The organism is Shewanella putrefaciens, from assembly GCF_016406325.1.
GTDB lineage: Bacteria > Pseudomonadota > Gammaproteobacteria > Enterobacterales > Shewanellaceae > Shewanella > Shewanella putrefaciens.
In genome coordinates this window covers 3443604-3465731 of record NZ_CP066370.1, presented here as the reverse complement: position 1 = coordinate 3465731, position 22128 = coordinate 3443604, and the positions used below count along the sequence as shown (strand labels likewise).

Here is a 22128-nt window from a genome sequence, read left to right as displayed (position 1 = left end):
AAACACTGAGGCAAATTTTATGAATAGTGTGATACCTGAAAGTCTTGCACCACAAATCGATGCCCATTTTAATGGCAAGTTTGAGGTAGAACTTAAGTATCGATTGACCGATCGCGAAATGTTTTGGGCGCGGTTACACGCTAAATCCCCCGAGGTGATGCTTGAGGATAACCTTGAGCATGATTGTTACTTTGACTCGCCTTCAGCGTCTTTAAAATCTGAACATAAGAGCTTATGCATCCGTGAGATGCAGCCTTCTGGCATTATGCTGTGGATAGTTAAAGGCCCAGAAAAGGACCGCTGCGAAGCCGTGAATATTACTGATGCGACTAAAGCCAAGAGTATGTTGCATACCTTAGGCTATGAGTGTGTGCTCGAAATGAAAAAGCGCCGCAGTATTTATTTTCTCGGTGAGTTTCACCTGACAGTCGATCATCTTGAAGGTCTGGGGGATTTTGCAGAGTTGGCAATAATGACTAATGATGAATCCTTATTAGCCATGTATGAAGTTAAGTTATTGCAACTTGCTGAAGATTTAGGACTGAGTGAAACACAGCGAGAGTTTTTATCTTACCGTGAACTAAAGCAAGCACTGAACCTAAGGACATTTTGAGTTAAGTTAAGGATGCTTGCGAGGATAAAATCAAATCCTTTTGGATTTATACTCCGTGTTGCTGTGTATTGCGTAACAGTGGCTATTCAAATTAAGGAAAGCGTGAAAGCTAACCTAAGCGTTGAGAAAAAGCCAAATAACGTTTTACTTCTGCTTCAGGAAATTTCAATTCACCATTTTCTTGAACACTGGAAAGCAAATTTTCCCGTGCATAGCGTTTAATGGTCGTTGGGGTTTTATCTAGCATTTTGCAAACTTCATCTAAGGTTAATAATTGCTCACTCATGGCGTACTCTCATATGTTGGTTGAAATATAACTACAAGAGTATAGGACAAGAATAAAACCACAGTGCTTAACTGCTCGCACTGTGGTGTTCATGGGTTCAGCTTTGTTGGCGTTTGGCCTCGCGAGTTTCATACTCCTCACCTAAATGCCCCTTTGCTGCGGTAATTGCCATCACTGCGCGAGACTTAAATTCGCGGCGATATAAAGTAATAACCACAAATAAGCTAGCTGAAATAAAGAGGGTAGGGTGAACAAACCAGCAAAGCACAGCCATGGAGAAGTAATAGGCCCGTAGACCATAGTTATAGGAATGGGCGGCCTGATCTTGCACTGTGGCCATCTGCCTTGCATAGCCCCTAAGATTTTCGTTTGAACCATCAGCATCTAATGGGCCCGCACCAATCATGACGTTTACAAAGCCATATTGGCGCATTGACCAAGTGAATTGGAAAAAGGCCATCACAAAGATCCCAACAAGTAGAGCTAGCTTAACTTGCACCAGTGCATGATTGGGTGGCGCGGCAAAAGGGATGGTCGCAATAACACTTTCAAGACGCTCTACTTGCGCAAATAAGGTCAGTACACCCGCGAGTACAAACAGCGTCGTTGACGCAAAAAATGCAATATTGCGCTCAAGGTTCGCCAGTAGCGCAGCATCACCTACACGTACACCACGGGTCATCACTTCAAGCATCCAATAAATCCTGTGCTTGTGTAATCCACGGGCGATGCAGTTAGTATCCCTTGCTTTACGCCGCGCAAAAGCGGTATAGCCAGCCCAAGAAACGATAAACCATATCAATGCAGAAATATCCAATAACGAGAATGTCATAGCTACCTTAGAGTTAGGTTAGATGTGTAGTAATGCGTATGTGTGGATTTCAATTAGCAGATTATGCGGGGAGAGAAATACTGGGCGCAACTTAGAAAAACACTTTAATGATAATTTTTATGAATAGTGATTGTTTGTTCACAATCGGAAAAATGAACTTTGTTATTGGTTATCGTAAATGGCTTAGATGAGCTATTGCCTGTAAGGGTTTACATTATCTTCGCTGAATTAATATTTTGGTTACATGAGTATCAACTTTAGATTGACATTCAAAAGGTAATTTCTTCTAATTCTTAAGTTAATTTTCACATACCAAATCAAATTCTTAAATTTTAACGTTAGGGATGACTATGACGTCTAATTTCAAGCCCATAGCAGTAGCAGTCGTTACCGCATTATCATTAAGTAGTTGTGCAATTACGCAATCTGTAGAGGAGAATAAAGAGACGGTTATAGGCTGTGCCATCGGTACTGGTTTAGGGGTACTCATCGGTAATTATTTGGGTGGAAAAAAGGGGATGGCTTATGGCGGTGCTGCTGGTGCTGCGATTGGTTGTACTGTGGGCTACGATTTTCAAAAGAAGCGTGAAGCACTTGAAGCATTAGCGAAAACTGAAAATCTCGATATTCAATTCACTTCAATCAGCACATCAACCAATGCAGATAACCAACAAAATAGCTTATTGATCAGTGCTAATAATCAAGCTATGTCAAAGGAAGAACAGGAAAAATATGCTGATTATCAAGTCGTAGGTATGGCCGCGACAATTTCTAGCACCGATGAAATGATGTTTGGCTCAGGCTCAGCGGAAGCGACAGCACAGGCAAAAAAGAAATTTCAAAAATTAGCCGCTATCTATAAAGATTCTAAACAGAATACCCTTATTACAGGTCACACCGATGCCAGTGGCAGTGAATCGTTGAATCAGACGTTAAGCGAAGCGCGTGCGCGTTATGTTGCCACGCTCTTTAATCAGGCTGGCGTTCCGACAGAAAGATTATTTTTCCAAGGTGCAGGTGAATCACAACCTGTTGCGGCCAATACCGATGAAGCTGGTAAGGCTAAAAATCGTCGGGTGGAAATTGTTGAAATTGAGGGTAAGCCAGATCAGCTTCTGGCTTATTCTAACAAACAAAAAACTAATCTCAGTTATTTATCTCGTCGCTCCCAGGATAAGGTTGCCACGGTCAAGCCGAGTGAAACCACCGCAAAATCTGTTGATGTTGCAAGTAAAGATGCACAAATCACCATGACGCAATCTGAGATGGTGCAATTAATTGAGCCTGTAAAGCAGCAAAAGGCTTTAGTGGATTTTGGTGGCCAAAAAATGACGGATCCATCGACTAACTTTGCTCAATTGGTCGGAACGAAAAAAGAAAGTGGATTTGCCTTATTTAGTAATGCCTATGCATCTGAAATATCGAGCCTTAACTGTGCCGTCGAAGGGCCAAGAGTGGCTGGAGACGTGAAAAGTTTAGCGACGGGTGAGAGTTATAATCGCCAAGATTACAATACTGCCGATTACTTACCAGGGATGAATGGTACGGTTTGGGTCAATAAAGTGAATGGTCACTACATTGGTTTGTCCCCAGTTGCTGTGATTAAAGATAGCGGTACGGCCGTTGCGGCGCCTAAAGTGAATATTTGGAAAAACTATAAGGGGGCAAGTCAAGAAGCGCCTAGTTATGAGCTATCAAGCCATGTTGAAACCTATTATGGCGATAGGGGGTTGTTATATCGGATTTTTACCACAGATAAAGATTCTCCAGTACGTTGCATGGATGTGGTGATGCCGATTGACAGATCGACCACAGCGATAGCGGGTAAGTTGTATTACGAAAAAAATAAGACCGTTTATGAAGCAGGTTTTGAACCTAAATTGTTATAAGCAATACGCTTAGGAGTGGGAAATGGATTTTATATCTATTCTGTTTAACGAGTACCGTGCACTTGTTGTGTTACTGCTCTCTATGATGGCGTTAATCGTGACGATTACGATTTGGTGGGATCAAGTGAGTTTTTGGTGGCTTAATACTTGGTATGCCTTTCCGTTAATAGGTAAGGAAAGTCGCTTGGCAAAAGATTATGAAACCCAAGTTAAAAATTACGATAAAGAGTGGCTCAATAGTGAGGTCGCATTATGTGCCGATTTCGCTGCCCACTATGAAAAAGTCAATAAAGACGAGGAGCTCTTTAGTAAGAGTCAGGATTACTTAGGTAAAGTGACTGAAAATGGGCGCAATAATTTACATATTTTTGGTTGGATACTCATTGCCGCTTTAGTGTTTGTTGAAGCGATGGGGTTCAGTTATGTACTTTCTGGTTTTACGATCCCCGGTGCTTCTGAAAAACTGCAACAGCAAGGTGCTGTCGGTATCGCTTTTATCATCTCAGTTTTATTGGTTGGTTTAACACATTTTACTGGACATGAGTTACACGCTAACTCATTAATTAAAAAAGCCAAAGTATGGTGGAAAAATGCTAAAAACCGCGATAAGTCAACCCCAGAACTCGCACCTAATACTCGGATTAATTTAGATAAAACCTTCGAGGATGACGACGAGCCTCAATACAAACAGCTGATTAACCGAATTTCAACTAATGCAGAGGTAAAGCCGCGTTATTTAATCACGACCATTACCGCGGTGGCGATTATTGTGATTGCAGTACTTGCAACCTATGTTCGTGGTCAAGTATTAGAAAAAATGCACATTGATGAGGTAAACCTCAAACAGTCAAGTGGACTTTATCAAGAGCAAGATCCATATGCGGAAGCCGCTCCTGCTATGTTAGTACAAGAGGCTAAAAACGCGGATGATAAAGCGGGTAATGATTTATGGGAGCGTGAACAAAAGGGAGGATGGGGAACATTTATCTTCTTAGCTTTCCTATTTGTTTTACTACAGATTTTTGGCATTTTAATTGGCTTTAAAACTGGGTTTGCGGGTAAGCATTCTAAAGATGCACGTAAGGAAATCGGTAACTTTAAGAGTGAACGTGAATTTAAGACTCACTATTCTCGTTTAAAGCAGCAAGTTGCGCGAGTAGCCCAAAAACGCCTCACTAACTTACAGCAAAGAATGAATCAAAAGGCCGAAGTCAATTGCCAAGATCCTAAGGTGTTAGAGATGCTTGAAGGTTGTGGAAGTCGTTCATTCCTTACCTATATGGAAGATTTAGGCAATGCTGAAAATCGATATAATCAATCGGTACGTTTACGTGAGCATCAAACTATCACTAACCACCAAACGATGAAAAGTGCCACCGTTGCGACATCAAATACAGTGACGGATATTGAAACCCCTGAGGCGATGGAGGCCAGATTAAAAGCTGAAATGATTGCTGATGCGAAAGCTAAAAAAGCCGCGGAAGCCGAAACTCCAGAACAGGCAGAGCAACGCATTCGTCAGGAGTTACTGGCAGAGATGGCACAGCAGAAAAAGGTTGTCGAAACAGAAGAGCAAATGCGGGAGCGTTTACGCAAAGAGTTGCTTGGAGAATTAAGCTAATGGCTCGAATGACAAAACTCGCTCGGTTTATGCGGGGTGGTTTATTTAGCGCATTTGTCTTAGCGGTGTGTGTGCCAGCAGTGGCAGCCGAAAGAAATGACATTAAGAGCTGCTACGACTTCGCAAAAATCGAACCGTCGACGGCTAAGGTTGTTTCTGGCCGCCATTTATTTGTTGCCGTTGATGGTACGTTTTCACCGGACATTAATATTAAGAAGTTAGTCCATGAAAAAGTGCACCTCTTTTTGCAACCTGGGGATAAAATCACCATTATCAGCTTTAGTGCTTATGTGAAGGATTTTTATACTGATGTGTTATTCAGTGGAAGATTAGACACAGATATTGCAGATAGAGATGATGTTTCCAAAAAGAGTTTAATGACCTTCGATAACTGCATGGCGAAACAGACTCAATTTGTAAAAACTAAAGTCGACGCCCATATCAAAAATGCTTTTAAACCTCATGATGCGGATGTACCTAAAACTGAGATAATTACCAATTTATCTCAGGTGATTGCCCCACAAGTAGCGGTCAATCAGGCAGAACGACGTGTGCTGTTACTGGTTTCTGATATGGTTGAAAATTCCGATGTCACCAGTTTTTACAGTAAAAACACCTTGAAAGTGATTGCGCCCGAGCAAGAGATGCAGAAAGTCCAAAAAGCCAATATGTTAAGTGATTTTAAGCAAGCGGACATCTACGTATTGGGCGCGGGTTGGGTGCCAGCGACATCGAAAGGATTTAGAGGTGGTCAAGTCATGCTCCCGCTGAAACAGTTTTGGCAGCAGTACTTTGAGGCATCCAATGCTCAGTTAAAGGAATTTGGACAACCAGTATTAATGAGTGATATGTAATAAAAAAGCCAGATTCGGTCTGGCTTTTAGTATGTGTAATTGTAGAGCTATATTGTTATTTCAAAAAATGGCTTATTTAATCTATTAAGATGAGGCTATGACTTCATAGCCTCATAGTTGATTTTATTTTAAGGATATTTAATGGACATTATCTTGATCTTATTTGTGCTGTTTTGTGCATTTGCTATTTGGTCAATTTTTACCTACAACTCGTTGCAATCTAAAAAGCAATCTCTGGTTGAACAAGCCTCCAATATTCAGGTTTCTTTGCAAAAGCGAAGAGATTTGGCATCAAGAGTGATCGATATTGCACAAGGTTTCGGCGATCATGAAAAGTTAACACATCTTAAAATATCAGCAGATCAACAGGCCAGTACCCAGTCTTTGGCTGCGTTGTCACAAAGCTTCCCTGAGTTGAAAGCAAATGAAACCTATTCCAAGCTTATGAAGCAGTTGGAAGACTTAGAAGATAACATTGCGGCGAAACGTGAGACTTATAATAAGCATGTGAATATTTACAATAGTTACCGCTCTAGCTTTCCCACTATGTTAGTGGCAAATAAGCTGAGTTTTGATTCCGCACCTTATTACAATGCTGATAACGAGGATACCTTGAGCTCTCTAGCGATTTTCAATCGTGATGATTCGGAAGCAGTGAAAAATTTGATCAACACCTCGTCACAAACCTTGAAGTCCTCTGCAAAATACCTCAAAGCCTCTGCGACCACGCATATAGAGAATGCTAAACAATCGGAAACGTTTAAGTCAGTTGTTGATCAAGGTGATATAGCCATTACTAAGGTAGTTGAAGCTGCTAAAACAAAGATAGAAAAAAAGGAATCAGCCGCAGCAGAGAAAGAAGCCTAATAAAAAAGCCAGACACGGTCTGGCTTTTGTTCAACTCTCACTGGTGAAAGATATTATTCTTCACTATCACCCAGTGACAGCAATGTCGCATTACCACCGATGGCGGTGATGTTATTGGTGCGGGTCTTTTCAGTCACAAAACGGGTTAGGTAGTGTGGGCCACCGGCTTTCGGGCCTGTGCCTGACAGGCCTTGACCACCGAAAGGCTGTACGCCAACCACAGCGCCGATTTGGTTACGGTTGATATACACGTTACCCACGTTAACCTTGTCAGCTACTTCGAGGGCATGGCCTTCGTTACGGCTGTGGATGCCTAAGGTTAAGCCAAAGCCCGTGCTGTTGATTTCATCGATCACTTTGCCAAGATCTGCCGCTTTATAACGGATCACATGCAGGATTGGGCCAAAGTGTTCTTTCTCAAGCACTTTAATTGAATCGATTTCAACCGCGGTTGGCGACACGAAGTGACCGTTCTCAGTGCCCGCAGGCAGTGGCATTTGCTTGATAAGCTTACCGACTTGTTTGATATGGTCGATGTGGGCATCTAAGTTAGCTTTGGCTGTGGCGTCAATCACTGGGCCTACGTCGGTTTTCACTGAACTTGGGTTGCCAATCACTAATTCATCCATAGCACCTTGCAGCACGTCGATCACGCGATCAGCGATATCTTCTTGGAGGAAGAGTACGCGCAGCGCCGAGCAGCGTTGGCCCGCACTGGTGAATGACGATGAAACCACATCGTTCACTACTTGCTCAGGTTGAGAGGTTGAGTCCACCACCATGGCATTTTGACCGCCAGTTTCGGCGATTAATGGAATAATCGCGCCTTCGCGGTTGGCGAGTGTGCGGTTAATCAGTTTTGCTGTGCCAGTTGAACCAGTAAAGCATACACCACCGATACGTTCATCGGCCGTAATTGCGCTACCCACAGTCGCACCAGTACCCGGTAGGAATTGCAGCACCTCGACAGGAATACCTGCTTGGTGTGCGAGTTGCACCGCACGGTAACCAATAATCGAGGTTTGCTCCGCAGGTTTTGCGATGACTGTGTTACCCGCCGCTAATGCCGCAGACACTTGGCCTAAGAAGATAGCCAATGGGAAGTTCCATGGGCTGATACAGACGAACACACCGCGGCCTTGGAGGAACAGTTCGTTCAGTTCACCCGTTGGGCCAGGAAGCAGTTCAGGTTTTGCCATCATTTTCTTGGCTTGCACTGCGTAGTAACGACAGAAATCAACGGCTTCACGCACTTCGTCGATACCGTCTTGAATGCTCTTGCCCGCTTCACGGGTACAAAGCGCGATCAATTCTTCACGGTTTTCTTCTAATAAATCCGCTAACTTTTGCAGTGCAGATGCACGGGTTTCTACTGGCGTACGTGCCCAAGAGGTAAATGCCGCTTCGGCGGATGCCAGTGCTTGTTCGATAGCAGCTTTATCTGCAAAGGCCACTTGACCCACGGTTTGAGTGGTATCGTATGGGCTAACAACCGTTTTATGTTCACCAGTTAAGGTTTTACCGTTAACCAGAGGGCCCGCTTGCCATTGGGTATTTTTAAATTTGTCTAAGGCTGCGAAGAATGGCTCAGATTCGGAAATGATGTTCATATTGAGTCCCTTGGAATTTTTGCGATCACTACCGAAAATGTCGGTAGGTAAAACGATTCTGTTGTTAGCCAGGGTTTTATAGCCCGTCAATGTCTTTAACGGATGTACCACTAATGATTCGATTGGCGTTTTAGGATCGACTAGTTTGTGGACGAACGAAGTATTCGCGCCGTTTTCCAGCAGGCGACGGACTAAGTAGGGCAGCAGATCTTTATGGGCACCGATAGGCGCATAGATACGTACCGCTTTCGCGCCAGCTTCCGATAAAATAGTGTCGTACAGTTCTTGTCCCATGCCGTGTAAGCGTTGGAACTCATGGTTACGATCGCCCGCCATATCGGAAATGGCCGCCACGGTTTGCGCATTGTGGCTAGCAAATTGTGGGTAGATAGCACCACGAGTCGCATCCGATAACAGGTAACGTGCACAGGCTAGGTAAGATACGTCGGTACCGGCTTTACGAGTGTAGAGAGGATAGGCGGCTTCACCCGCTTGCTGCGCCCATTTTAGTTCGCTATCCCAATAGGCGCCTTTTACTAAGCGGACGGGGATTTCATCCCCTTGCTCTTTCGCCAGACGCGTTAACCAAACTAGCACGGGCAGGGCACGCTTAGAGTAAGCTTGAACCACAATACCCAGTAATCCCCAGCCTTTTGTCGCTTCAGAATTAAACAGTTTTTGGAACAGTTTCAGTGATAACTCGAGGCGATCGACTTCTTCAGCATCGATAGATATACCGATATTTAAGCCACGTGCCAGCTTAATCAGGCGAATCACTGTATCGTACAGCTCAGTTAAAACACGATCTTCATTGGCCACTTCGTAACGTGGGTGCAGTGCCGATAGTTTGATGGAGATAGTTGGGCGCGGTGATTCATTTTCGTTATAGCTTTGAGCACCGAGTTCGGTTATCGCATTGGCGTAATCGGTATAGTATTTATCGGCATCTTTGCGAGTTAACGCCGCTTCGCCCAGCATATCGTAGGAATGGGTATAGCCTAATTTGCGCTTGTCTTCGCTGTTTTTGAGCGCTTCTTTCATCGTGCGGCCAAGGACAAACTGTTTACCCATGATCTTCATCGCCGCCATCATGGCCTGACGGATCACGGGTTCACCCAAGCGATTCACTAAACGGCTGAGTAGGCTGCTTGGGGTGCCATCGAGTTTTTTATCTAAACTAACAATTTTACCCGTGAGCATTAGGCCCCAGGTCGATGCGTTAACCAGCACTGAGTCACTTTTACTCATATGCTCATCCCACTTAGCGCCTGAAAGCTTATCTTCAATTAGCGCATCTGCGGTGGCGGCATCGGGAATACGTAACAGCGCTTCGGCTAAGCACATCAGGATAATGCCTTCCTGTGTTTCTAGGCTGTATTGCTGCAGGAAGGCATCAATGCCAACCATTAAGCCTTTTTTCTCAAATTGACGAACCTTGTTGACCAGTTCATGGGCTCGACGAGTGACACGCTCTATGGCTTCATCACTGGAGGGCACTAGTTTGATTAGCTCTGACAAGTATTGTTCTTCATCGACAATGTAGTTGTCGCTGATAGCTTTGAACAGTTCGTCGAGATTGGCAGAATCGTAGCGGCCTGCCAGCACTTCACTCGCTTTGAACATAGTTATCGCTTCCATCTTGGCCGTTATTGGGGCGCTATTGTTGAAACAAATAGGGAGACGCGAAACGCATTTGATATTTTGTATACAATATGAAGGTTTGCGCGCGCAGATTATACAAGCAAAATGTGACGGACAACACTATCGAGTGGAAGAATGTGAAGAATGTTTAACTGAGGCGTAAATGAATTGATGTAACGCTTAATTGACAAAAAGCCAGTGGTTTAAAACACTGGCTTTTTGCTCGATATTGATTAGGTCCAGAATTACATCCAACGCTTTTTATTACGACGTTGTGGTCTGGGGAGATAGACTAAGATCATACCCGCAATTAACCCCGCACCTGCAATCAATCCACCCTGACGCCACAATTCGAAGCGCTCATCTTGGGCGCTTCAATCAACAGCGACTTTTAAATTATCCCGTTCTTTAATTGTTTGTTCCAAGGTATTTTCCAGCTCACTCAGCTTGGCTTTTAATTCGATAACCTCACCAGCATGGTTATCTTTTGAATTAAACACCTCTGCTAATTCCGCCTTTGCTTTAGCTAATTCATCTTTTAAGACTGGTACTTGCTCACGGAAACTTTGAGTCGAGCTAATTAAATTGGTAAGTACCCAACCTTCTCGGCCTTTGTGATCAATTATTTTTGAATAATCACCTTGGGTTTCATTTAAAAAGGTAACAGGTTGACCCGCTTCAATGGAACCTAAAATACGATAATCTGTACTTGGACCATTTAAAAGATAAAGAAACACGTTATCCGAGATGTAGCGGGATTGGCCTTCGGCCAGCAGGTTGGGAGATAGCAACATCATTCCCACCAGAGTCAGGAGTCTTAACACTTTTGTATTCTCATCAACGAAATAGTGAACACATGCTATGGATTTGATGCCTGCAATGCAAGAGGGAAGTCATAGACTTCCCTCAACTTTGCGGCATCCATGCTAGCTATTCCTGTTTGTTTTATGCTTTTCTACAATTTGAAAGTTGTAGACGCTTTACATCTTCTTAATTAAAGATACCTTTAATAATAAAGAAGAAGACAATTGATAGACCCGCACCAGCAGGTAAAGTTACAACCCAAGATACAACAATATTGCGTACTACACCGAGATTAATCGCCGCAATACCACGTGCCATGCCTACGCCTAAAACTGCGCCCACTAAGGTTTGCGTAGTTGAAATAGGTAAACCAGTACCGGATGCAATAACGACTGTTGAGGCGGCTGCTAACTCTGCAGCAAAACCACGGCTTGGTGTTAAGTGAGTAATGTTTTTACCGATAGTTTGCATTACACGCTTACCGAAGATCGCTAAGCCCATCACAATACCCACAGCACCAAGGGGTAAAATCCACCAGACTAAAGCAGATTTAGCAGCAATCTCACCGCCACTATTCACAACAGAAACGACAGCCGCTAATGGGCCAATGGCATTTGCGACATCGTTCGAACCATGGGCAAAAGCCATACAACAAGCGGTAACGACCATAAGAATAGCAAACACTTTCTCAACGTTAGCGTACATTGTTTGACGGCTGGTTTTATCACTCATTTTTAAACGAGAAATTGCTACCTTACCGAAAAGACCCACAGCTATCGCTACTGCGCCGGCTAACAAATAGGCATCAGCACCTTTTAGGTTGATACCTACATGGCTTAATCCCTTCAAAATAGTCACTAATGCCATGATAAAGCCTGCAAATGCCATATAGAAAGGCACATAGCGTTTTGCATTACTTAGTGGGTCATCAGTGTTAAAAATTAGCTTTTGGGTACTTTGGAAGAGGATAAATGCGATAAAACCAGAAATTGCAGGGGTAACGACCCATGAGCCAACAATTCCGCCTACTTTATCCCAAGAGACCGAATCACTCCCGACACCTACCGCAGCAAAGCCGATAATGGCGCCAACGATAGAGTGAGTTGTTGATACTGGCCAGCCTAGGGCTGAAGCCACGACTAGCCAAATACCTGCAGCAAGCAGCGAACCTATCATACCGTAAACCAGTAATTCAGGCGTGTCCGTGAAGTAATTGGGATCGATAATTCCGTTACGTATCGTACTGGTGACTTCGCCACCGGCTAAATAAGCACCCGCGAATTCGAAAATCATCGCGATAATAATCGCTTGTTTTATCGTGATTGCATTTGAACCGACGGAGGTTCCCATCGCATTAGCAACGTCATTCGCGCCAATACCCCACGCCATGAGAAAACCAAATGCAGCCGCAACGGCAATAAGCCACGGGCCATTGGTGACTAAAACGTTAGCCACCTCAATACCTGCATCAACCATATTGATACCTTGATAACCTTATTTGTTAAACGCGAGCCAGCATAAGCTCAAGACGCGAACCGACGCGTTCGGCGAGATCTGCAAGACCACCGACCCATTCAATCGTTTTGTAGAGGAACATCACATCGACAGGATTCAATTCAGATTCCAAGGTAAATAACTGACGGCGTAACTGAATTTGTAGATCATCAGTGTCTTCTTCGATGATATCGAGTTCGTTGATCATTTTTGCCACTAAATCCACTTCACGACCGCGGAAACCTGTTTCTAATAGATCTTCGAGTTCGTTAATGACTTCTTTTGCTAAACCTACTGCATCGATACAACGTTGTAGATAAGCAATAAAAGGGACTTGCATGACCTGAGGGATTAACAGTTGACGGCCGATTACACGACCAGAGATATCTTTTGCTTTATTAGCGATTTTGTCTTGTTGAGTTAAAAGTTCCAATAAATCAGTGCGTTCTACCGGCATAAACAAACCGCTTGGCAGAGTGAGGCGAATTTCACGTTTCAGCGAGTCACCTTGCTTTTCTGCTAAACTAATTTGCTTGCGTAGTTGAACTGCACTATCCCAGTTACCTGTGATAGTGGCTTCGAAAAAGGGGACCAGTAACGATGCGCAATCGTAGACTTTGTCCATGTGCTCTTGAAGAGGCTTAATTGGCGATTTTGCAAACACGCCCAAAATAGAGTTTACTGGCATTGCCGTTTACCTATTTAGATTGTTCCATGATTGGAAAAAGCGGGCGCATGTTAACCTATGCGTCCGCGTATTGAAACTGTGTTTTTTGAAGAAAAAACCACAGCTTTATTCTAACGGGTTATATACCAACTGCAAAACCAAATCCTACGGGTTTTTTATGACACATTTGTGACATTATGAACCAAAAATGACGCATTGATGAATATTTGATGACAAAATGAGCGGTTACGCAATGAGTGCTGAGATAGAATTAAAACTGTTTTTCCTGCCTAAATATCAAGATTTCCTGATAAATAAATTAGATAGCCTCGATAACGCTATCCCTCAGGGCCAACGCCGTTTGGTCAATGGCTACTTTGATACTCCTGATTTACAGTTGCGAAAATGGCACATGGGATTAAGAGTGCGAGGCTACGATGCGCATAAAGAACAAACCATCAAAACTGCAGGGCAAGTGGTGGGCGGGATCCATTCCCGCCCAGAGTATAATGTCACTATTGAGGGGGATGGCCCTGATTTAAGTCTATTCCCTGCTGAAATTTGGCCTGTAGATGCGGATTTGCTCACAACTCAGGCCCAACTTTCCTGTGTATTTCACACCGATTTTTATCGCCGAGCTTGGCATATTCAGGTTGGTGGTAGCTTAGTTGAAGTGGCGTTGGACACCGGAGAAATTACAGCGAATGGTAAGCAGGAGGCTTTGTGTGAATTAGAGTTTGAGCTACTCAGTGGTGAAACACAGGCTTTACTTACTCTTGCTTCTGAAGTCGCCAATGTTGTTCCTGTTCGTTTGGGCAAAGCGAGTAAAGCGCAGCGGGGATATCATCTTGCGGGCAAATCTACGCCATTGGCTTTAAGTGCGTTAGCATTTTTGCCTCTGCCAACCCCGGAGGAGGTGAATCTTCATCAATCCCATCAGCAAGCATTAATGACTACTTGTCAGGTTTTACTTGAGACAGCACTCGAGCGTTGGCAACTCCTAGAAGGCATGATTGCAGAAGAGCAAGATAACGAAGCCTGTGTGGCGCTTTGGTGGCGGATGAGAGCTTGTATTCGCTTGCTACGAATGACCTTAAATCAGTTTGGGTTACTTGATGTCAGATTGTCACATCTGTTTACCCATATAGAAAAGCAATTAGCTTTTATTGAAGAAGCGCAATCCCTGACGGCATTGCTCGGCAGTCAAAAATGTTTAATGACAAAGCTGACGGACAATATGGCGCTGACGCGGCAACTACAGATACGATTAGCCGCGCTTAAGTTGGCTGAACAGTTGCCCTTGTTATGGCAGCAAGTTGAATATGGTCAATTGCAGTTAGCTATTGTTGATATTTTACTTGGTATCAGTGCTGGGCGTATTCCATTAATGGGTAGGTTAGATTTGCGGCAGCACGCTGACTGTGTTCAGCAAGCCTCCTGGCAGGCGATACTCGATATTATGTCGCCTGATAAGTCGATGGATTGTGATGACTATTTGCGGGTATCTCCTGTTTTGGATGAAGGGCTACTTGTTGGGCAGGTATATGGCAGTTTGTACGAGGCTGAATCTCGCGACGCTTTTCGGGCCCCTTGGCAGGATCTTGTACTTGGAGTTAAAACATTAGCTAACTATCGCGTCTTAAATTTGACCGCACAGCAGCTAGGTATTGATTTAAGTGAGTGGCTTGAAGATAAACAGCAAAGCTTATTATTTGCGATGGAATCATCAAGACGTAATGCTATGCAGCAAAAAACATATTGGTAGCAGAGCGCAGTTTAGGTGGGTAAAAGGGCTTAAAATTGAGCCCTTTTTATTGAGATGTTTTCAAACAGAAAATTATCATTTTTTATTTTCTAAGGCTTGTCTTAACTCTGTAATTTGCTGCAACATTTTAGTCTGATTTTCTTCAATTTGCTTTTGGTTCTCTTCCATCCTAAGGAGTGCGAGTTCAAGCTCAGACTTAATTTCGGCCTTATGGGCATCCTGACGTTCTTGCTGCTCTGTTTCATCGGGTGCGACAAATACGGATGCCATATAACCTGAAATAACCCCGAAGAAACTGACGCCGCTAACAATAACCAGACCACCAACAATATGCCCGACTGTACTTACCGGATAATAATCTCCGTAACCTACGGTAGAAATAGTCACTAGAGCCCACCAAATCGCCTGTTCAGCCGTTTGAATATTGGCACCTTCAGTGCCACTTTCAACAATTAAAATAATGATGGAAGCGAAGGTAAGTATTGTTACCATGGCAACTAATAGACTGGCTAAGGTGGCTTGTTTTCGTTGTTTTATCAGCGGTAATAGCAGTGAGCTACTCATGCGGATCAAACGGATCACTCGTAGGATCTGGAAAACACGCGCGATACGTAGTGCTTCTATTGCTGGAATGCTTGCAATAAAGTCAATCCAGTGATGGCGTAGATAAAACGTCTTATTGCGAGCACGGAATAAACCCACAAAAAAGTTGGCCATAAAAATCAGACAGACACTGGTATCAATAAAAAAGAGTAAACGATAGGTTTCAGTGTCGAGTCGGACAAAGGTCATGACGAGGACGATGATCACCGACAGTAGGGATAACAACATCATCGCCAGCTCAATAGGTGATGGGCCATTAAGCGAACGGAGCGACCATGGTGTTTTATCTGTCATGGTAAACATGATCCCTTTAAAGTGCGATAAATCTCTAAAGTAAAAGACTTTATGCTACGAGTAAATTGTGTTTGTGATAAATGGCGTCTTTACTGTGCCTGTCATCAAATCATTGTCAAGGTAGGATGTGCTAGGTCTTATCCACAAAATGCACTAGATCATCGAGTACACGACGTTTTATCTCAAGTTGCGCCTCAGCACTTAGCCCATATTTTTTGGCGAGTTGAACATAGTCATCGGCATTGAGTGATACGGTGAGGCGTGGTCGGGTCGGGCGTTTGGATACACTTAAACCTAAAATGGTACGGATTTGGTCAGAAGGACTCACACCTGCATCGAGTGCCGCTTTACGGATGGAGTATTGAAATTTTTCATCAAGATCAAAAGCGACTTGAGTTGCTTTTGCCGCCTGTTGATTTTTTAGCCATTGTTCGGGAAGTGGATTTTTTGTTTTACTCATTGCGTATTACCTATTGCTATCAACTGGTTGCATCACGCTTTCACGCTGGCGTTAATTATACAGGGAGTGTATTGAGATTAGCGATAAAGTGCGTGCCACGCACTTTATCTTATTCTAGCCGCTACTTACTAGGCCAGTATTCCCTAATATCAGTAAGAGGGCGGTATAGGGTCAATACCACATCGGTATCGCCACCTTCATAAACTTCAATTTCGATTGCACGGCTCTCATCATCATTGAGTAGCAAGTAATATTCAAAAGGTTCGCCCGTATTGCCATTAGCATCTTGGGGTGGCTTTAGGCCTCGGTAATCTTCGCGGTGGAAATAACCAAAGGCGGCAAAAGTCACTTGATGGTATTGCTTTCCAAGCCATTGCTCAAGTTGAGCAGCGTTATCAGTGGATAACGCCTGAGTTGTTAATTCGGCGTGTCCAGGCTCATCAAATAGAGTACTAAATTGTTCTAAATCAAAGATCTGTTCAACTTGGTTACGGGTGATCTTAATGGACAATGCGAGGTAGGTTTCATCGTCTTCTTCAATACTTAAATAAATGGTATCGCTACCATGCCCCTTAAGCACCCATTCGGCTTGTTGGTTACGCTCGAACTCATAGGTGTTAACAGCTTCGACTTTAAGCTGTTGACCTCGTAATTGTGTTGGTAGGGCAAAACTATCATCTATTGAGATCATATCGCCCACATTAAGCTGGGATGGATGATTGAGCTCACGTTGTGGTGGCGTTTTTGTACCAAAAATACTGTTAAAAAATCCCATATTCACTCCTGCTGACTTTGCCTGTGTGCTGCGTGATAAGCGAATAGCTGCGGATAATCACTGACGAAGGTGAGCTTATTTAATGGTTGAAACAAAAAATGCCGAGTTCAATAGGGGGTGATGATCCCATCGATACTCGGCATTCGGTCACTCTTTACTTAGCTTTTGCGAGCCTTGATCCTGTCAAGTACTGCATTTGCATTGGATTTTTGCTCACCGATGCCAGCTTCAGCTAACTTAGCTTGCAGTGATTTATCGCTGCTTTCTTCAGCTAAAGTTTCTGCGGCTTTTAGCCTGTCATCAAACTGTTGTTGACGTGCTTTGATACGCTCTAATGAATCTTTTGCATTCAGCAGTTTAGAGTTGCTTGAAGCAAAAGAGTCGGTAATCGTTGCCGTGGCTTTTTGAACGCTTTCAGTGGTTTTAACCATGCTCAACTGACGTTGATAATCAGACAGTTGGCGTTCGGTTTTCTTCACTAAGTCTTTCAAGCGTGCAGCATGGGCACTAAAGCTATCGTTTGCACTTTGTTGCTCGGATAACTCTTGATCCAACTGTGCAATCTTCTCTGCAATTTCAATCGCGAGAGGTTCATTACCTTTATCCAGCGCTTGAGTTGCATAGCCTTCGTGTTCAGCAATAGAACGCTTCAAACGATCGATTTCACGACTGGCCTGCATTTCTTTTGCCATCACATCGGTCAGTTCGCGTTTAGCGTTGGTTAAGTGTTTTTCGGCGTCACGGATTTCCTGCTCGAAAATACGGGTTGAGTTTGCGTCAACGATGCTTTGGCCAACTTCGGTGGCACCACCGCGAAACGCTGTTAAAATTTTATTCAGAATGCCCATTTTGTGGCTCCTTATTTCAGATAGTCGACCAATTCATCAATAACTTCTAAACAGTTATCAGATAAAACTGCTAATTCTTGCTCTATTTCAAGCATGCTAGATTGTAGTGATAGCGCGCCGTAAACTACGTATTTGTCATCGATTTTTGCAAAGGCTGACAAAGGCATTGGAATGTTGAGCTCTAGCATAGTTTCAAACATTTCACTGCGACGTTCTTGGTTTACTTCATTCTCGCCCCACAGGTAACTGATGCAGAGAATTTGGTTATCCGTTACCGATACGAATACCGGGATTTCTTCACGGCCGACCACATTCACTTGCAACACTTCTACTTCGCCATCAATCGGATAACAATCAAATTGAAAGCCTGTTTGGCTGTTATTGCCAAGACTGTTGAGGTGATTGGCAAGGGTATGGATATTCATATTTGTCCTTATTGACATATTATGTCTGTGTTCAAAGATAGCACCGAGACATAATATGTCAAGCACTATCTTTCTCCGTTAAAAAAGATCGATTCCTTGGTTTTCAGACCAAGCCTGTAAATGGTAGTGGTACAACTGTAATGAGCCTAATTCATTGGGTTTTATATTGACAGCATCCAGATAAAAGTTAGCTGGAAACTCAAATGCGCCCTTCACAAGTCCTAATGTGAGCCAATCATCTTTGATAGGGAATTCCGTTAACTGCGCAAGCCTGTACTGTGCATCCCGTCCACCAGCGGTAGCAATGCTCCATCCCCATTCGCCAAAGCTGGGGACATTATGGTGATATTGCTTAACGTCAAATCCTGCTACAACTAAGGTTTTTGCCACTGAAATAAAGGCCTTAGGAGCATGATAAGGCGAGGTTGACTGTACAGTCAGTGCGCCATCACTGCTCATTAGTTCCTTTAATTTACGGTAGAAATAATCTGAGTACAGCTTATTGAGATCGGGGTGGCTCGGGTCGGGTAAGTCCACAATAATGGCATCGTATTTAACGCCTGTGGCAATTAGTTTATCGACGCCGTTAAAGGCATCATCATTGATGATTGTGACACGGGGATCATTCAGTGCGTCGCCATTTAATGCCAGCATAGCTTGAGTTAAATTTTCAGGCATATCTGTATCGGGTGACTTAAATAACTTAACCAGATCAGCATCAAGATCGAGTAGGGTAACCTGTTCCGGTTGCCAACGCAGTACCTGTTTTAATCCAAGCCCGTCACCACCGCCAATAATGAGTACTTTGTTATGGCGGGCACTGGCGGCGAGTGTGGGATGCACGAGAAATGTATGGTAGATGTGCTCATCTATGCTCGAAAATTGTAAACGGCCATTGATATATAAAGCATATACAGGTGCTAATCCATTACCCCGTAGGCGTTCAGTAAACGTCAGTTGTTGGAATCGAGTTGCCTTGCTATAAACCACTTTATCTTTATAAAGCAGATTGTTAAATTCTTGCTCCCAGCGTGGGCCGTGTATCGCTAACACCAACAAGACGCCGGTGACAACAAGATGCCCGATTAACAGCAGTTTAGCTTGGCGGATTTTCGGCCAGAATCGCCAGATAAACACAAAACCCGCTAATAGGTTAAAACTGGCGGTTAAGGCGGCGGCGAGCTGAATATCAATGGCAAGCATAAAACCCACCCAAATGGCGGCACCTATGCCTGCACCTATGTAATCAGCACCATAAATAGTGCCAGCATTATGGAGCAAATGTTCATCAGAAAGGGATTGGCGTACCCTTGCGATAAGGGGGATTTCCATACCAATCATCAAGCCTAGCAACACACCCCACATATAGGGTAAGTATTCACTGAGTTTTTGCAGCGTACCTATCACACCGCCATCCGGTAATTGATCCGGTGGTAACCCTAATGTACTTGCAATGATTAAAGGCAGTTGTTGACCAAAACCAATCACCGCCGCGGTGATTAAAATGGCGAGTGAGCCACAAAGTGCGACTGTGAGTTCTAATATGACAAAACCGGTAAAGGCATCTCGGATTTTACGTGCAGCAAAGGCCCCCAATCCCATAGAAACGATCATCAAGCCAATCATAGTGTAGATGGCCGCTTCTAATGCACCTAAAATACGCCCCGCATAATGTGACAGTAGATATTCGTAAATCAGGCCGCAGCCTGCTAATACGGCCATAATGCCCAATAATAGGACATCGTCAAACCAACCTAAGCGGCTAGGTTTAGCCGCTAAGGGAGCTAAACTGTTTTCTTGCATTCGATTAGGCCATCAGTGCCGTAAGAATAAGCGCGATAGCGATACTGATCGCCATTTCTACTGCAGCAATACCAATATTGTGCTGTCTTTCCACTTCATTAGCCAAATCGATGCGAGCCAAGACTAATTTTTTCACCACAAATATCAGTAGTGAAAGCACAATCAGCATAATGATTGAAAATACCAACCAGCCAATCACATTTGTTACGTATGCTGTTGGATTAAAAATAATAAAATGACTTGCGGCATTAAAGCTCAATGCCATTGCAATCATGTAGCCCGCGTGGCGAATCGCCAGCGCAGTGTGCCCTTGTTCGAGCGCATGTTGCATAGAAGAGTCTTGGTTGCGGCTTGCAAAACGGTTTTCACGCCAGCGAGTCAGTAATACTAGCATTAATTGCGAAATCGCAAATGCACTGAAAATTGCGATGAAAGTATCGACCGTTAAATCCTCAGCCCAGAGCAAAACAGCGCGGATAATAATGGCGGTCGCAATGGCGGCGCTTGCATCAACGATGGCAACAGAAATATTTCCTTTAATGATTTGCTGATTTTTATCCAGTTCATTTAAGGCGATTTTATCGTGCAAAAAACGTCCGAGCTTGATTAGTACTAAACCAAACAGTCCATAGGCGCTCATGCCTATCGCCTCGGTCATATAGGAGTGAGCTGCAGCCCCTGTTATTGCCCCAGTTAATACAATGCCGAGAGCAGCAACTGCGCCAGCGGTACTGATACCAAAGGCAAAATTATCTCGCTCGGCGAGTTCTTTACTGCTATTAACTTTTACACTCCAGCCTTGTAAATAACGCATTAAGGTTAGCAAGATAACTGCAATAGTAAGATCGATAGCGAGTATCGTGACTAGCTCTGATGTGATACCGAAATCCTGAAATAGTGTCATTGGAAATCCTTAGTTACTTGCCCCGGCGCACACTGCGGGTCGTACGATTGCTGGAATTACGGAAACTACTGTCTTTAGAATAGTTTGAACGGAACTTACTGCTTGAATTATTCGCAGAACTTTTACTCGCGCTCGTTGTATTGGCTTTGGGTGTACTCGTGCTTTCACGGGATAATGCCGTGGCTCCTGTACGTGGTTTCGCATAGGGACTATCAAAACGCTTACCTTGAGAGTCAAATCGTTTTTTAGTTTGTTCAAATGTTTTCGCTTGGGCATCGGCTTGCTTTGGTGAGGTATAGCGATAACGGCCTACGTCATTGTAATAACTATAGCCACGATTACCTGACCAGCGGTCATAGGCAATGGGACGATTAAAAATATTTGAGAACATGGAATACATGCCGTACCAAGCCCAAAATGACGTACCACTGGAATCGGTTTGCCAACTGCCGTAGGCAGGGTTACCAACAAGTTGGCTACCAGGGCCAAAGTCTTCTGCGCCATTGGCTAATGCTGCGGCTTCACGGCTAATCGCATTTACGCGGGCGAGCTTACCCTCGGACATATCGGCAACCACGTTAACGGGATCGGACAGCATATCGTTAAACAGGCTCGGATCTGCCGCTTGATAGAGGTTTTCAGCTTCGGCTAATTGCTGATCGAGATCGGCAAAATTTGCCGCATTTTTAGACTCTTCTAAGCGACGTTTTAGTGATGTATACATAGGCCCTTTGGGGCCTGAATCCTTCGCTAGTTCATCAAGCAGTGGTGCTAAATCGGGTTTTTGCTGTTTTAACAGTGTGCTGTATTGTTTTAGCAGATTGGCGTTACGCAATTGCCCGTCATCGAGCATAGTGCCGAGCGACGCGAGACGCTGCTCAGTGAGTTGTTGATACTTAGCTATTTTATCCGGTCTATCATCACCACATCCCGTCAAGGATAAAGTCACCGTAATCAAGAGTATCGATATGAGAACATGCCTTAGCATTCCTGCCATGTTGTCTCCAAAAGGGTTGAAATAAAACTCAAATACTTGCGGGCAAATAATAATCCTCTTGCCCAATATGCCTGTT

General features: G+C 43.9%; 19 protein-coding genes and 1 pseudogene. 6 read left to right on the top strand and 14 right to left on the bottom strand.

Going from position 1 to position 22128, the window contains the following annotated elements; all coding sequences use genetic code 11:
• Positions 1 to 19 precede the first annotated feature (19 nt).
• The gene (gene cyaB / locus JEZ96_RS15480) at positions 20 to 613 is read left to right on the top strand and encodes a class IV adenylate cyclase (protein WP_014611249.1); all 594 of its coding nucleotides are present in this window, start codon (positions 20 to 22) and stop codon (positions 611 to 613) included.
• 109 nt (positions 614 to 722) lie between these two features.
• Here the strand turns inward: cyaB and JEZ96_RS15475 are convergent, their stop codons facing one another.
• Both JEZ96_RS15475 and JEZ96_RS15470 read right to left on the bottom strand, forming a co-directional pair.
• Positions 723 to 899 (bottom strand): helix-turn-helix domain-containing protein, encoded by a 177-nt coding sequence (locus JEZ96_RS15475; protein ID WP_011788218.1) that lies wholly within the window; start codon positions 897 to 899, stop codon positions 723 to 725.
• Between the two features lie 97 nt (positions 900 to 996).
• Positions 997 to 1731, bottom strand: a complete 735-nt coding sequence (locus tag JEZ96_RS15470) for a DUF599 domain-containing protein (RefSeq protein WP_025007576.1) — start codon at positions 1729 to 1731, stop codon at positions 997 to 999.
• A gap of 350 nt (positions 1732 to 2081) precedes the next feature.
• Between JEZ96_RS15470 and JEZ96_RS15465 the strand changes: the two genes are divergently transcribed.
• From JEZ96_RS15465 to JEZ96_RS15450, 4 genes are all read left to right on the top strand, one after another.
• Complete coding sequence (locus JEZ96_RS15465) at positions 2082 to 3620, top strand: OmpA family protein (RefSeq protein WP_164841989.1); 1539 nt, start codon at positions 2082 to 2084, stop codon at positions 3618 to 3620.
• A 22-nt stretch (positions 3621 to 3642) separates the two neighbouring features.
• The gene (locus tag JEZ96_RS15460) at positions 3643 to 5241 is read left to right on the top strand and encodes a hypothetical protein (protein WP_025007578.1); all 1599 of its coding nucleotides are present in this window, start codon (positions 3643 to 3645) and stop codon (positions 5239 to 5241) included.
• Complete coding sequence (locus JEZ96_RS15455) at positions 5241 to 6095, top strand: hypothetical protein (RefSeq protein ID WP_061782951.1); 855 nt, start codon at positions 5241 to 5243, stop codon at positions 6093 to 6095. The genes JEZ96_RS15460 and JEZ96_RS15455 overlap by 1 nt, the downstream gene beginning before the upstream one ends.
• A 141-nt stretch (positions 6096 to 6236) precedes the next feature.
• Positions 6237 to 6962 carry a LemA family protein gene (locus JEZ96_RS15450; RefSeq protein WP_025007581.1) on the top strand — a complete coding sequence of 242 codons (726 nt, stop codon included), beginning with the start codon at positions 6237 to 6239 and terminating at the stop codon, positions 6960 to 6962.
• Positions 6963 to 7015: 53 nt separating this feature from the next.
• On the opposite strand, the gene putA is transcribed toward JEZ96_RS15450, so the two are convergent.
• From putA to JEZ96_RS15430, 4 genes and pseudogenes are all read right to left on the bottom strand, one after another.
• Positions 7016 to 10210 carry a bifunctional proline dehydrogenase/L-glutamate gamma-semialdehyde dehydrogenase PutA gene (gene putA / locus JEZ96_RS15445; protein ID WP_174704333.1) on the bottom strand — a complete coding sequence of 1065 codons (3195 nt, stop codon included), beginning with the start codon at positions 10208 to 10210 and terminating at the stop codon, positions 7016 to 7018.
• 248 nt (positions 10211 to 10458) lie between these two features.
• Positions 10459 to 11007: pseudogene (locus JEZ96_RS15440) on the bottom strand (TIGR04211 family SH3 domain-containing protein).
• Positions 11008 to 11203: 196 nt separating this feature from the next.
• Complete coding sequence (locus JEZ96_RS15435) at positions 11204 to 12493, bottom strand: inorganic phosphate transporter (protein ID WP_011788224.1); 1290 nt, start codon at positions 12491 to 12493, stop codon at positions 11204 to 11206.
• 25 nt (positions 12494 to 12518) lie between these two features.
• Positions 12519 to 13199 carry a TIGR00153 family protein gene (locus JEZ96_RS15430; protein ID WP_011788225.1) on the bottom strand — a complete coding sequence of 227 codons (681 nt, stop codon included), beginning with the start codon at positions 13197 to 13199 and terminating at the stop codon, positions 12519 to 12521.
• Positions 13200 to 13431: 232 nt separating this feature from the next.
• Here JEZ96_RS15430 and JEZ96_RS15425 point away from each other — a divergent pair, with 232 nt between their 5' ends.
• Positions 13432 to 14943 carry a CYTH domain-containing protein gene (locus JEZ96_RS15425; RefSeq protein WP_164841990.1) on the top strand — a complete coding sequence of 504 codons (1512 nt, stop codon included), beginning with the start codon at positions 13432 to 13434 and terminating at the stop codon, positions 14941 to 14943.
• Between the two features lie 75 nt (positions 14944 to 15018).
• On the opposite strand, the gene JEZ96_RS15420 is transcribed toward JEZ96_RS15425, so the two are convergent.
• The 8 genes from JEZ96_RS15420 to JEZ96_RS15385 all read right to left on the bottom strand — a co-directional run bounded on the left by JEZ96_RS15420 (position 15019) and on the right by JEZ96_RS15385 (position 22052).
• Positions 15019 to 15840 carry a potassium channel family protein gene (locus JEZ96_RS15420; protein WP_011788227.1) on the bottom strand — a complete coding sequence of 274 codons (822 nt, stop codon included), beginning with the start codon at positions 15838 to 15840 and terminating at the stop codon, positions 15019 to 15021.
• Positions 15841 to 15970: 130 nt separating this feature from the next.
• Complete coding sequence (locus JEZ96_RS15415) at positions 15971 to 16300, bottom strand: hypothetical protein (protein WP_011788228.1); 330 nt, start codon at positions 16298 to 16300, stop codon at positions 15971 to 15973.
• Between the two features lie 121 nt (positions 16301 to 16421).
• Positions 16422 to 17075, bottom strand: a complete 654-nt coding sequence (locus JEZ96_RS15410; RefSeq protein ID WP_128090257.1) for a DUF4178 domain-containing protein — start codon at positions 17073 to 17075, stop codon at positions 16422 to 16424.
• Positions 17076 to 17233: 158 nt separating this feature from the next.
• Complete coding sequence (locus tag JEZ96_RS15405) at positions 17234 to 17923, bottom strand: PspA/IM30 family protein (protein WP_011788230.1); 690 nt, start codon at positions 17921 to 17923, stop codon at positions 17234 to 17236.
• A gap of 11 nt (positions 17924 to 17934) precedes the next feature.
• Positions 17935 to 18348: a YjfI family protein gene (locus JEZ96_RS15400; RefSeq protein ID WP_011788231.1), complete on the bottom strand. Its 414-nt coding sequence runs from the start codon at positions 18346 to 18348 to the stop codon at positions 17935 to 17937.
• 78 nt (positions 18349 to 18426) lie between these two features.
• Positions 18427 to 20151 carry a polyamine aminopropyltransferase gene (locus JEZ96_RS15395; RefSeq protein WP_011788232.1) on the bottom strand — a complete coding sequence of 575 codons (1725 nt, stop codon included), beginning with the start codon at positions 20149 to 20151 and terminating at the stop codon, positions 18427 to 18429.
• Between the two features lie 4 nt (positions 20152 to 20155).
• Positions 20156 to 21055 carry a DUF350 domain-containing protein gene (locus JEZ96_RS15390; RefSeq protein WP_011919909.1) on the bottom strand — a complete coding sequence of 300 codons (900 nt, stop codon included), beginning with the start codon at positions 21053 to 21055 and terminating at the stop codon, positions 20156 to 20158.
• Positions 21056 to 21068: 13 nt separating this feature from the next.
• On the bottom strand, positions 21069 to 22052 hold the full coding sequence (locus tag JEZ96_RS15385) for a hypothetical protein (protein ID WP_011919908.1): 984 nt from the start codon (positions 22050 to 22052) through the stop codon (positions 21069 to 21071).
• Between the last annotated feature and the right edge of the window lie 76 nt (positions 22053 to 22128).

Coding starts and splice junctions, on each gene's coding strand:
- cyaB (WP_014611249.1), top strand. CDS start 20: ATGAATAGTGTGATACCTGAAAGTCTTGCACCACAAATCGATGCCCAT.
- JEZ96_RS15475 (WP_011788218.1), bottom strand. CDS start 899: ATGAGTGAGCAATTATTAACCTTAGATGAAGTTTGCAAAATGCTAGAT.
- JEZ96_RS15470 (WP_025007576.1), bottom strand. CDS start 1,731: ATGACATTCTCGTTATTGGATATTTCTGCATTGATATGGTTTATCGTT.
- JEZ96_RS15465 (WP_164841989.1), top strand. CDS start 2,082: ATGACGTCTAATTTCAAGCCCATAGCAGTAGCAGTCGTTACCGCATTA.
- JEZ96_RS15460 (WP_025007578.1), top strand. CDS start 3,643: ATGGATTTTATATCTATTCTGTTTAACGAGTACCGTGCACTTGTTGTG.
- JEZ96_RS15455 (WP_061782951.1), top strand. CDS start 5,241: ATGGCTCGAATGACAAAACTCGCTCGGTTTATGCGGGGTGGTTTATTT.
- JEZ96_RS15450 (WP_025007581.1), top strand. CDS start 6,237: ATGGACATTATCTTGATCTTATTTGTGCTGTTTTGTGCATTTGCTATT.
- putA (WP_174704333.1), bottom strand. CDS start 10,210: ATGGAAGCGATAACTATGTTCAAAGCGAGTGAAGTGCTGGCAGGCCGC.
- JEZ96_RS15435 (WP_011788224.1), bottom strand. CDS start 12,493: ATGGTTGATGCAGGTATTGAGGTGGCTAACGTTTTAGTCACCAATGGC.
- JEZ96_RS15430 (WP_011788225.1), bottom strand. CDS start 13,199: ATGCCAGTAAACTCTATTTTGGGCGTGTTTGCAAAATCGCCAATTAAG.
- JEZ96_RS15425 (WP_164841990.1), top strand. CDS start 13,432: ATGAGTGCTGAGATAGAATTAAAACTGTTTTTCCTGCCTAAATATCAA.
- JEZ96_RS15420 (WP_011788227.1), bottom strand. CDS start 15,840: ATGACAGATAAAACACCATGGTCGCTCCGTTCGCTTAATGGCCCATCA.
- JEZ96_RS15415 (WP_011788228.1), bottom strand. CDS start 16,300: ATGAGTAAAACAAAAAATCCACTTCCCGAACAATGGCTAAAAAATCAA.
- JEZ96_RS15410 (WP_128090257.1), bottom strand. CDS start 17,075: ATGGGATTTTTTAACAGTATTTTTGGTACAAAAACGCCACCACAACGT.
- JEZ96_RS15405 (WP_011788230.1), bottom strand. CDS start 17,923: ATGGGCATTCTGAATAAAATTTTAACAGCGTTTCGCGGTGGTGCCACC.
- JEZ96_RS15400 (WP_011788231.1), bottom strand. CDS start 18,348: ATGAATATCCATACCCTTGCCAATCACCTCAACAGTCTTGGCAATAAC.
- JEZ96_RS15395 (WP_011788232.1), bottom strand. CDS start 20,151: ATGCAAGAAAACAGTTTAGCTCCCTTAGCGGCTAAACCTAGCCGCTTA.
- JEZ96_RS15390 (WP_011919909.1), bottom strand. CDS start 21,055: ATGACACTATTTCAGGATTTCGGTATCACATCAGAGCTAGTCACGATA.
- JEZ96_RS15385 (WP_011919908.1), bottom strand. CDS start 22,052: ATGGCAGGAATGCTAAGGCATGTTCTCATATCGATACTCTTGATTACG.